Here is a 10,936-nt window from a genome sequence, read left to right on the forward strand (position 1 = left end):
CAGGCCGACTTCGGGACCACGTATGTTGGTGACGAACGTATTGACCTGCCGCTGGCGGTTGATGAACCAGGCGAACAGTCCCACCCGGGCTAGTACTCCAACGTCACCTGGCTTTGTGTACGGCGTGGCGTGGGTATGAGGACGGCCATCGCGTGATCATCGATGGTTTGTGAGGACAACCGAAGATCATGCGATGGCCGTTGGCCATAGCGTAGACCCCGCCCGATGGCGGGCCGTGCTGGACACCGTGACAGACGGCCCTGCTGCCCTCTCGTGCTGGTGATCGCGAGAGGGCGTTTGCCCAGGTAGACTCCGTATTAGGCCAGGGCGAGCGTGTGTCGGCGAGGTACAACTTCCGTTGGATATCGGCTCATGTCGATCAGCGACTCGAACCCCCGCGTCGCGACGTCGGTGATGCGCGGGTCGCAACCGTGCCACGAGGAGCGAGGCGATGACTCCTTTACTTGGCCGGTTCATGCTTCGAATGACCTGGGCAAACGTGCGTGAGCATGCCGCTGACCCACGGGACTACTGGGGGTCAAGGGGTCGTCGGTTCGAATCCGGCCGTCCCGACGCGACACAAGCCCTGACCAGCGGAAACGCGGTCAGGGCTTTGATGTTTGTCTATGGGCATTAGGGCTACCCCCGAAAACCCCCCATTGACTCGGGTGGGCAACCACGGCTGTCATCCACGTTCATCGTTGTGTGCCCACGACGTTTTCGCTTGCGGGCCTTGCCCGAGCCCGGGAGACGGCGTCGACGGAGAGGTAACGGGGCGCCGGTCGTACCCCACATCCGGCATTCTCAGAGGCGACCCGATCGTGATCATGAGATCGACCTTGATTTCGTCGTGGTGGCAGAGGGTCTCGTAGGCGACCGGCGACCCAGGGGAGTGTGCGATAACCACGGACGGCTCGTGTTCCTTGATGCGCCTGGCACCCGGGACCGCGCGGCCGCCGGGCGGCCGCAGGTATGTGGGGACTTCGCTGAAGAACTCGCGAACGAACCAGCGGACCACGTCGCTGTTGAGTCCGTAGCGGTCGGCGACCCGGTCGGCGATCTTCCGTACGGGAGCGGTCGCTCGGCCTTGTGTGACCTCCGTGGGTACGCCGAGGGTGGTGGCCCGCGTCCCGATCATTGCCTTGGCGTCGTTGGGGAGGTCGTCCAGCTCGGCGCCCTGGGCGACGTTGTCGTGCAGGCAATCGCCGTCGTAGGACACGCGGAGGTCGAGCGGCAGGTCACCGACGGCCTTGCGGAGCGCGGCCGTCCAAGCAGTGCTGAGCTGCTGTGCTGCCGCTCGCGCGGCGCGTGGCCGGCTCGCGTGGCGTGGCGCGCGGGCGGCTCGCATGGCGCGTGACTGGCGCGTGGTCGGGCCGCGCGGCGCGTGGCCGGCGCGCCGATCAAGGCCATTCCCATCGATCAAGGGCGAACACACGCGGTTTTGCGATCGAATCACGTGCGTTTGCCCTTGATCGACGCGACGCGACGCGACGCGACGCGACGCGGCGCTGCGCGTCGCGGGGCGGCGCTGCGCGGTGTGGCGTGGGGCGGCGCGGTGTGGTGGCGCGCGTGCGCTGATTACTGCAGGAGGGGAGTGGGTTACCAGGTCACGGGGAGGGAGTGGAGGCCGCGGACGAGCAGGCCGGGCTTCCAGGCCAGGTTTTCCTCGGGTACCGCCAGGCGGAGGTCGGGGAACGCCTTCACCAGGGTTGCTACCGCCACCTGGAGCTCCATCCGCGCGAGCTGCGCCCCGAAGCAGAAGTGGATCCCGTGCCCGAATCCCAGATGCGGGTAGGCCGGCCGGTGGAAGTCGAGCTCCTCGGGGTTGGTGAACACCCGCTCGTCGCGGTTGGCCGAGGGCAGCGACGCCACCACCGGATCGCCGGCCCGCACCAGGGTGTCGCCGACCATGATGTCGACGGTGGCGTACCGCGCGAATACCGTGCCGGCGACCAGCGGCACGTACCGCATCAGCTCCTCGACCGCGTTGGGCACCAGCTCGGGGTGTGCGACCAGTTCGTCGCGCGCCTTCGGGTTGGCGAGGAGCACGTACACGAAGTTGGGAATCTGGGTCACGGTGGTCTCGTGACCGGCCGCTAGCAAACCGGCGGCGAGGTCGACGAGTTCGTGCTCGGTGAGGCGGCCCTTCTCGTCGCGTGCCTTGACCATTGCACTGATCAGATCGTCGGCTGGCTCGGCGCGCCGCTGGGCGACGAGCGCGTACATGTACTCCATCATTGCCCCGAGGTACTCGCCGATCTGCTCGGGGCTCAGTGAGGTGCTGGCAACGACCGCCTCGGACCAGATTCCGAACTTGTCCTGATCCTCGAACGGCACGCCGAGCATTTCGCAGATCACCCGGACGGGCAGCGGGGCGGCGAAGGCGGTCACCAGGTCGACCGGCGGTCCCTGCTCGCGCATCGCGGCGACCAACTCGGAAGCGATCTCGGCGGTGCGCGGCCGGAAGTCTTCGATGCGCCGGGTGGTGAAGGCTCGCGCCACGAATCCGCGCAGCCGGCTGTGCTCGGGAGGGTCCATGTTGAGCGTGCCGGCATCGGACTGGTGCGGCATCATGCGCGGCTCGTCGCGACCGTTGGCGGCGGCGCGGCTGAACCGCGGGTCGCTCAGGACCATTTTGACGTCGTCGTATCGGACGGCCAGCCACGCCTCCTCGCCGTACGGCAGCTGTACGCGAGACAGTGGCTCGTCGGCGCGCAGTTGGGCGTACGTCGGGTCCAGGCGCAGGCCCTCCAACGGGCTGAACGGGTATGACCGCACCGTCACGATGGGCTCCCTTCTGTATGGCGTATTCCGACGAGCAGGCCGCGACCGGACGGGCCGCCGGGCAGGAATTCTGCCGCGCAGCCGGCGTCTGTGACGGCGTCCAGGTACTCGTCGCGGGTGAACAGCGTGTTGAGATGACTCTCCGCGATGTGCCGGATGGCACCGCCGCCGGCGACCAGATAGTGAATGTCCATGCGCACGGTCTGACCGTCTCTTGTGGAGTGTGAGACCCGCGCCAGCGTATGGCCATTTTGCTCCAGCACATCGCCAGCGACGTATCCGTCGATGAACTGCTCCGGCAGCCACAACGGCTCGACAAGCAGTATGCCGCCGGGCGTGAGGTGCCGTGCCATCGACCGCATCGCCGACCGTAGATCGGCGACCGACATGAGGTATCCGATGGAGCTGAACAGGCACGTGACCACGTCGAAGCTGCGGCCGGCGTCGAAGCTCCGCATGTCGCCGCGGTGCACCGGTACCCCGGGAAGCTTCGTTCGTGCCAGGTCGATCATGGCTTGCGACGCGTCGAGCCCGGCCACGTCGGCGAAGTTGTCGCGCAGCTTCGCCAGGTGTTCGCCGGTGCCGCAGGCGACGTCGAGCAGCGATGAGGCGTCGGGGCGTCGCTCGCGCGCCACGCGCGCGACCATGGCGGCCTCGGCCGCGTAGTCCTTGCCGCGCCGCCGGTAGGTGAGGTCGTAGACCTCGGCGAACTCCGGCCCGAACATGTCAACGCTCGGCATGAATCTTCTCCAGGACAGCGACCGCGTTGGCGGCTCCGGTCTCGGCCCGGATGCGGTCGCCGAGATCGGCGGCCCGGGCCCGGATGGCGGAGTCGCCGCGCGCGGCCAGAATCGCCGCCGCCAGGCCCGCGGCGGTCAGCTTCGCCGCGGGTATCGGAGCGGGTGCTACGCCGAGCGCGTGCATCCGCCGGGCCCAGAACGGCTGGTCGCCGATGGACGGGCAGACGACCTGCGGCCGGCCCGCCGCGACGGCGGTCCACGTCGTGCCACCGGCGTGGTGTACCACTGTGGACATCCGTGGCAGCAGCCAATCGTGCGGTGCCTGGTCGATGGCGAGCACGCTGGCGGGCAGGGCGGTGCCGGGCGCGATGCCACCCCAGCCGGTCGCGATGACCGCCCGTGCACCGGCGCGATCGAGCGCTTCCAGTACCAGTTTGCCCATGCCGGCCGGATCGTAGCCCACGACGCTCCCGAATCCGATGTAGACGGGTGGCTCGCCGGCGGCCAGGAACTCGGCGAGGGCGGGTGGCGGCGCGTAGTCGGGTGGCGCGGGAAGGTACCAGTACCCGGTGGTGTGCACTGTGGACGGCCAGTCGGGCGGTGGTGTCAGCACGTGATGGCTGACCTGATTGAGCACGTGCGTGGGGTGTCCGCCGGGTTGCCGAAGCGGGTCGTGCCGGCCGCGCCGCCTGGGCAGGCCGAGCGTCTCGCCCCGCCACCTGTCGACGCCGAGGCCGGCGAGCCGCAACTGGCCTCGGACGAACGCCACGTGTGTGAGCCGGTTGAACGCGGCCGGCAGCCACGATGGCGCGAGCATCAGCGGGTTGGCGAACTCGCGGGTCGGCACGTACAGCGGGTCGAGCGCCGCGATGACGCTGGGCACGCCGAGCCGTTCGGCGAGGTGTGGCCCGGCGATCGCGACCGGGGAGTGTACGAGTATTTCGGCGCCGCTGCCCGACGCCGCGTGCCATGCCCCGGCGAGCAGCTTGCGCAGTGCCGGTTTCATCTCGCGGACGTATCCGGCGTACGCCCGCATCGAGGCGAGCCCGCCCTTGCCGTGCCCGGCGGTTTCGTGCATCTCGGGTGCTGACCAGAGCCTCAGGATGCCTTCGTCGAGGCCGGCGAACGGCACGCCGTGCGGCTCGGCCAGCGTGGCGAAGGACGAGGGTGCGGCCAGCAGTGGCTCGTGCCCGGCCGTTCGCAGGGCGGCGGCCAGCGCCACCATTGGTTGGACGTCGCCGCGGGTGCCGTATGCGAGGACGAGAACCCTCATCGCGGCTCCACCGTCATGGGGAGCTGGCTCGGGTACACGGTCGCCGCCACCGCTTCGTGGACCGAGCGGCCGGGGAGGGGTGTGAGGCGCCACCGGCTCGCGATGGTGGTCAGTGCGATCATCGCCTCGGTCCAGCCGAAGCCGTCGCCGATGCACTGCCGGTTGCCCGACCCGAACGGGATGAAAGCGTGCTTCGGGATCGCGGCGGCCCGCTCCGGGAGCCACCGGTCGGGGTCGAAGCTGAGCGGGTCGGGAAAGAGGGTCGGGTCGCGGTGCATGGCGAGCGGGCTGAGGATGACCTGTGTGTCGCGCGGGAGCGGGACGTCGCCGATACGCACGTCAGTGATGGACCGTCGCATGACGAGCCACAGTGGATAGAGACGGACCACCTCGGAGAGGACCCGACCGGTGTATTCCAACCGCTCCAGGTCGTCGTATCGCACACGCCGGCCACCCAGGATCTCGGCAGCCTCGGCGGCGACGCGGTCGGCGATGTCGGGATGTTGCCCGAGCCGGTAGAACGCCCACGCCATGGTGTTGGCGGTGGTCTCGCTGCCGGCCAGCATGATGGTGACCACCTCGTCGCTGACCTGCTCCGCGGTCATCGTCTCGCCGGTGTCGCGGTCGCGTGCCCGCAGCAGCATCGTGAGCAGGTCGTGGTGGTCGGTGCCGTCCGCCCGGTAGGCCTCGATGACCTGGTCGATGACCCGGCGCGTGCGGAGGATCGCTTGCTCGAAGCGGCGATTCGCCGGCGTGGGAAGCTTCTCCAGCAACTCGACGGGAGACAGAGTGCGCCTCGTCACACCGTCGCGAATGATGGGAATCGAGCGCTTGACCTCGGCCACCGCCTCTTCTCCCAGGTCGGAGCTGAAGAGCGTCTTTCCGATGAGCGTCAGCGCGATCTCGTGCATCTCGTCGTGGACGGAAAGCACCTGCCCCGGGCGCCAGGACTCCGCCCATCTGGCGATGTATTCACTCATGATGTCGGCGTATCCGGCGATCTGTCCACGATGGAACGCTGGCTGCATGAGACGGCGCTGGCGCAGGTGGAATGCGCCGTTCGAACTGACCAGGCCGTTGCCGACGATCGCCCGCACCTTGTCGAAGAACGCGCCTTTGTCGAACTTGCGCGCCTCGGTGACCAGCACGTGCCGGACCAGTTCGGGGTCGTTGACCACATATGCCGGGCGGGGACCGAGATACACACGCACCACGTCGCCGAGGCGACGCACGGACTGCAGGAAGTCGAGTGGGCGCCGCCGCAGAGCCACGGCGTGACCCAACAGTGGCAACCGGTCTGGTGCGGTCGGCGCGAGCGCGTCAAGAACAGGCGACATCGATCCCCCCGTCTTTCGGATTCGAGGTCACCGAACGTTGGTCACTCTGCCACGCTGAGCGATCAAATGCAATATCGATAAATACCTCGATCCCTCGTAGGCTGGGTCGGGTGACCACCGCACCGCTGGACGTCTCGGCGTGGCTGTCCGAGGTGCAGCGGGCCGCACGGCCGGCCCTCGCCGCCGCGCTCAGCACGCTCAACCCACGCATGCGCCGCATCTGCGAGTACCAGCTCGGCTGGCTCGACGGGCACTCGGCGGGCAAGTCCATCCGTCCACTGTTGACACTCGCGTGTGCCGAGGCCGTCGGCGCTGACTCCGACCGCGCGATGCCCGCCGCTGTCGCCGTCGAGCTTTTGCACAATTGCACACTGCTGCAGGACGACGTGATGGACGAAGACCCGACGCGGCGGCACCGGCCCGCGGCGTGGACCGTGTTCGGGGCGTCTCCGGCGATTCTCGCTGGCGACGCGCTGCTCGCGCTCGCGTTCGCGGTGCTGGCCCGCTCGGGTCACGCCGCTGCGGCACCCGCCATCCGCGAGTTGGAACGCACGGTCGACGAGCTGATCGAAGGCCAGGCGATGGACCTGGAGTTCGAAGGGGCCGAGGCGATCGCCGTCGACGACTGCCTGCAAATGACGGTGGCGAAGACCGGCTCCCTGCTTGGATGCGCCTGCCTGCTCGGTGGGCTCTTCGGCGGCGCCGACGAAGAGGCGTGCGCCGCGCTCGCGCGGTTCGGCCGGCACCTCGGCTTGGCGTATCAGCTCCGCGACGACCTGCTCGGCATCTGGGGCGACCCGCACCGCACCGGCAAACCCGCGGGCGCGGACCTGCGGCGGCGCAAGAAGAGCCTGCCCGTCGCGGCGGCGCTCGCCGCGAACAGCGACGCCTCCGAGCGACTGCGCCAGCTGTACTCCCGACCCGAACCCTTCGACGATGCGGAGGCCCGGCTCGTGGCGGAGCTCGTGCGGGACGCGGGGGGACGTGCGTTCGCCGAGCGGCTGGCAGACGCCGAGCTGGCCGCCGCGGCGGATGCTCTCGCCGTCCTCACCCGGCTGGGCGCGACGTGTGACCGCCTGGCGATACTGGGCAGATTCGTCATCGGCCGAGACCGCTGACTGTCGCCGCGGCCCCGTCCGTCGCGAGATGGGCGGCCACCGCCGAGCTGTGCTCCGCGGCGGTGCGGATCAGCGCGGCGATCCGGTCGATGTCGCTTCCGTCGACGGCGGCACCGGTCGGCAGCGTGAGCAGGCTCGCCGCGAGTGCTTCGGTGTGCGGAAAAGCGTCACCGTCCGCGTGGTACGGCGCCATGCGGTGGCAGCCCGGATAGAAGTACCGCTTGGCCATGACGTTTTCGGCGCGCAGCACCGCCATCAGGTCGTCGCGGGAGAGCCCGAAGGCGCCGGCGTCGATTCGCACGACCACGTAGTGGTAGGCGTGTTCGACGCTCGGGTCGGGCGGCGGCACCACGAGCCCGGGAATCCCCGCGAGCGCCTCGCGATACCGCAGGTAGTTGCGCCGGTTCCGGTCGACGAAGCCCTCCATGCCGGCCAGCGACGCCAGTCCCATCGCGGCGGCGGCCTCGCTCATCTTGGCGTTCGTGCCGGCGTGCGCGACCTCGTCTTCGCCGACGATGCCGAAATTCTGCATCGCGCGCACTCGCGCGGCGAGGCTGCTGTCGTCGGTCACCACCGCACCGCCCTCGAATGCGTTGACCAGCTTTGTGGCGTGGAAGCTGAAGACTTCGGCCGCGCCGAAGCCACCCACCGGCCGGCCGGCGTGCCGGGCGCCGAACGCCTGTGCGGCGTCGAAGAGCAGGGTCAGGCCGTGCCGGTCGGCGATCGCGGCCAGCTCGTCGACCGCGCACGGCCGCCCCCACAGGTGTACGCCAATCACCGCGCTGGTTCGTGGCGTGATGTGCGCCACAATCTGCGCCGGGTCGAGGTTGCCGGTTTCAGGGTCCACATCGGACAACACCGGTGTCAGGCCCATCCAGCGGACGGCGTGCACCGTCGCCGGAAACGTGAACGCCGGCACGATGACCTCGCCGGTGAGGTCGGCCGCGCGGATCGCCAGCTCCAGTGCGACCGTGGCGTTGCAGGTGGCGACGCAGTGCCGCACACCCGCCTGGTCGGCGACGCGCCGCTCGAACTCCTGCACCAGCGGGCCGCCGTTTGACAGCCAGCGCCGGTCGAGCGCGCCCTCGAGGAGGGAGAAGAACCGCTCGCGGTCGCCGATGTTCGGCAGACCAACGTATCGCGGCTCGTCGAATTCGGGTACCCCGGTGAAGATGGCGAGTTGGTTAACGCCGTGATTCATTCAGCCTCCCCCATGGATGGACACTGGCGCCATAGACGCTACCCAATGTAGGCTTTGGATCACGATAGGTCATCACTGGTACGGGGGAGTTGTCACGCGGTGCCCGAAACCTGGGATCTGCCGTCCATCGAGCCATCCGTCGACACATGCGTCACCGCGCTTCAGCTCGCCGAAAGCCTGCACGACTGGGCGGCTGCACAGGGCAGTGTGTTTCCACGGAAACACACCATGGTGTTCGCGCTCAGCAGTGCGTTCATCTCGCCGTGGCTGGAGCGCCCGGTGCTGGAGATGGCCTCCCGCATCTGGAGCTGGATCACCGCCATCGACGACACAGTGGACAGTCCGGAGTGTGACCAGGCGACGATCGACGCGGTGCTGCGGGGCTGCCGAGCGGTGGTGGCTGGCGGCTCGCACGGTGGTGAGCCGCTGGCCCGCGCGCTCGCCGAGATACGCGACACCGTAGCCGCGCTGCCGGGATACCCCGACGTCGCACCGCTGTGGCGGGACGCCGTCGACCGGCTGCTCGTGGGCATGGCGTACGAGGCGCGATCGGAGACCGGCACGCTGGCCGGATACCTCGAACACGCGACATACACGGTGGGTGTGCCGATGTATGTCGTCGCGCTGTGGGCTGCGATGGAGCGCGTGGATCCAGTACCGCTGCTGCCGGCTCTGCGCGACGCCGCGGTGGCCGTGCGGCTGGCCAACGACGCGCGTGGTCATGCCCGTGAGGCCGCCGAGGGCGGCCTCAACGCGCTGCGGCTCGGCCTTTCCCCAGACCGGGTCCGGCACCTGGTGGGTGACCGGCTCGCGAGCTGCCGGCGGCGGCTGGCGTCGCAGCTCGACCGCGCGGACCCGCCGGCCGTCGCGCTGCATCGCATGGCCGTGTGGGGCACGCGGATCTACCAGCGGATCGACTTCCGGTACCCGGAAGGCGAGGGCCCGCAACGAGCCGACTGGCAACCCATCGAATGGCCGGCACCTTTGGGAGCGTCATGACGGGCGAGGCACCAACGTGGACGGAGCAGCGCGCGGCGGAGCTGGTCGCGGCGATCGGCGAGGGGACGACGGAGTCGATCGCGTACGCCACCGCGTTCGCGGCTCGGTTGCGGCATCCCGACGGCACGATGTGCTTTCCGCAGGCGTTCGACTGGTTGCGACAGCGGCAGTGGCCGGACGGGAGCTGGGGCGGCGCCGTGTGGCAGCCGTCCGACCGTCTGGTGTCGACACTCGCGGCGGTCGTCACGCTCGCGGATTCGCCCGACGAGTGGGCGCGCGACGCGGTCCGGGCGGGGATCGGGTATGTCCAGCGCCAGCCCACGGCTTGGCGTGGCGCGCCACATGAGACGATCGCGTTCGAACTCGCCGTGCCGCACCTGCTCGGTGAGGCTCAGGAGCGCGGCCTCGACCTGCCGTATGGCGAGTTCGACGACCTGGCCCGAGCGCGGGCCGACAAGCTCGGCCGAGTCCCGCCGGACGCCTGGTCCAGCAAACCAACGCCGTTGCTGTACTCGCTGGAGGTGCTGACCGGAGAGTTCGACGCGGCGCCGGCCGGCCGGTTCCTGTCGGTCAACGGGTCGCTCGGGCACTCGCCCCCCGCCACCGCCGCATACTGGGCGGCCACCGGCGAGCCCGCCGCGCTGACGTATCTCGACGGGCTGGCCGCCAAGAGTCGCGACGGTGGTTTTCCCGAGGTGCAGCCGATCGCGACGTTCGAGACGGCGTGGGTGTTGTATCTGCTCCAGCGCGCCGGACTGCGACCAGCGACGGCCTGGCGGCATCTCGCGACCCTGCGCCGCCAGCTGGCCGACAGCGGCCTCGCCGCGATCGACCCGGACTTTCCGGTGCCCGACTCCGACGACTCGGCGATGGTGTTCAATACGCTACTCGGCGCGGGATACGACGTCGGTCACCGGCTCGACAGCCTGCTCGTGTTCGAGGGTGACGCGTGGTTCAGCACCTTCCCCTACGAGCGCGGCGCGTCGGTGTCCGCCAACGCTCGCGTGCTCGAGGCGTTCTCCCACCGGCCCGCCGGGTTTCCGGTGCAGCTCGCGAAGCTCGTCGAGTACCTGCTCGGGGAGCGGCGGGACGGCGCGTGGTGGCAGGACAAGTGGCACGCGTCGGCGCACTACGCGACCGCTCAGGCGGTGTTCGCGCTGAGCCGGGTGGTTCCGCCGGGGCGGCTCGCCGGCACCTGGCGGTGGCTTGTCGATGGCCAGCACCGCGACGGTTCCTGGGGCGCGTGCGGGGGCACCGCCGAGGAGACCGCGTACGCCGTGCTGACCCTGGACGCGCTGTCGGCGTACCGGCCGGCGCCGGCCGCCGCCTTCGCCGCGTCCGCCGCCTACCTGCGCGAGCGTGTGGACGCCGACGCGTACCCGGAGCTGTGGATCGGCAAGGGCCTCTACACGCCACACAACGTGGTACGCGCCGCGGTGCTCGCCGGGTACGCCGTAGCGGCCACGCAGCGGTGATCAGGGCGT

At 69.6% G+C, this 10,936-nt stretch carries 9 protein-coding genes; 3 read left to right on the top strand and 6 right to left on the bottom strand.

Annotated features, from left to right (window positions below; genetic code table 11):
• Positions 1 to 685 precede the first annotated feature (685 nt).
• From QMG73_RS32470 to QMG73_RS32490, 5 genes are all read right to left on the bottom strand, one after another.
• The gene (locus tag QMG73_RS32470) at positions 686 to 1,348 is read right to left on the bottom strand and encodes a hypothetical protein (RefSeq protein WP_281902097.1); all 663 of its coding nucleotides are present in this window, start codon (positions 1,346 to 1,348) and stop codon (positions 686 to 688) included.
• A 251-nt stretch (positions 1,349 to 1,599) separates the two neighbouring features.
• Entirely contained in the window at positions 1,600 to 2,784 is a 1,185-nt protein-coding gene (locus QMG73_RS32475; RefSeq protein WP_281902099.1) for a cytochrome P450, read from the bottom strand.
• The gene (locus tag QMG73_RS32480; protein ID WP_281902101.1) at positions 2,781 to 3,524 is read right to left on the bottom strand and encodes a class I SAM-dependent DNA methyltransferase; all 744 of its coding nucleotides are present in this window, start codon (positions 3,522 to 3,524) and stop codon (positions 2,781 to 2,783) included. Before QMG73_RS32480 ends, QMG73_RS32475 begins: the two co-directional genes overlap by 4 nt.
• Positions 3,511 to 4,797 carry a glycosyltransferase gene (locus QMG73_RS32485; protein WP_281902103.1) on the bottom strand — a complete coding sequence of 429 codons (1,287 nt, stop codon included), beginning with the start codon at positions 4,795 to 4,797 and terminating at the stop codon, positions 3,511 to 3,513. The genes QMG73_RS32480 and QMG73_RS32485 overlap by 14 nt, the downstream gene beginning before the upstream one ends.
• Positions 4,794 to 6,134 carry a cytochrome P450 gene (locus QMG73_RS32490; RefSeq protein ID WP_281902105.1) on the bottom strand — a complete coding sequence of 447 codons (1,341 nt, stop codon included), beginning with the start codon at positions 6,132 to 6,134 and terminating at the stop codon, positions 4,794 to 4,796. Before QMG73_RS32490 ends, QMG73_RS32485 begins: the two co-directional genes overlap by 4 nt.
• A gap of 110 nt (positions 6,135 to 6,244) precedes the next feature.
• Between QMG73_RS32490 and QMG73_RS32495 the strand changes: the two genes are divergently transcribed.
• On the top strand, positions 6,245 to 7,252 hold the full coding sequence (locus QMG73_RS32495) for a polyprenyl synthetase family protein (RefSeq protein WP_281902107.1): 1,008 nt from the start codon (positions 6,245 to 6,247) through the stop codon (positions 7,250 to 7,252).
• Here the strand turns inward: QMG73_RS32495 and QMG73_RS32500 are convergent.
• Positions 7,233 to 8,453 carry a DegT/DnrJ/EryC1/StrS family aminotransferase gene (locus QMG73_RS32500; protein ID WP_281902109.1) on the bottom strand — a complete coding sequence of 407 codons (1,221 nt, stop codon included), beginning with the start codon at positions 8,451 to 8,453 and terminating at the stop codon, positions 7,233 to 7,235. The genes QMG73_RS32495 and QMG73_RS32500 overlap by 20 nt on opposite strands.
• A gap of 99 nt (positions 8,454 to 8,552) precedes the next feature.
• Between QMG73_RS32500 and QMG73_RS32505 the strand changes: the two genes are divergently transcribed.
• Positions 8,553 to 9,452 (top strand): terpene synthase family protein, encoded by a 900-nt coding sequence (locus QMG73_RS32505; RefSeq protein ID WP_281902111.1) that lies wholly within the window; start codon positions 8,553 to 8,555, stop codon positions 9,450 to 9,452.
• A complete protein-coding gene (locus QMG73_RS32510; protein WP_281902113.1) occupies positions 9,449 to 10,927 on the top strand; it encodes a hypothetical protein in 1,479 nt (492 codons plus the stop codon). The genes QMG73_RS32505 and QMG73_RS32510 overlap by 4 nt, the downstream gene beginning before the upstream one ends.
• Positions 10,928 to 10,936 lie beyond the last annotated feature (9 nt).

This window comes from Phytohabitans aurantiacus (assembly GCF_027923225.1).
GTDB lineage: Bacteria > Actinomycetota > Actinomycetes > Mycobacteriales > Micromonosporaceae > Phytohabitans > Phytohabitans aurantiacus.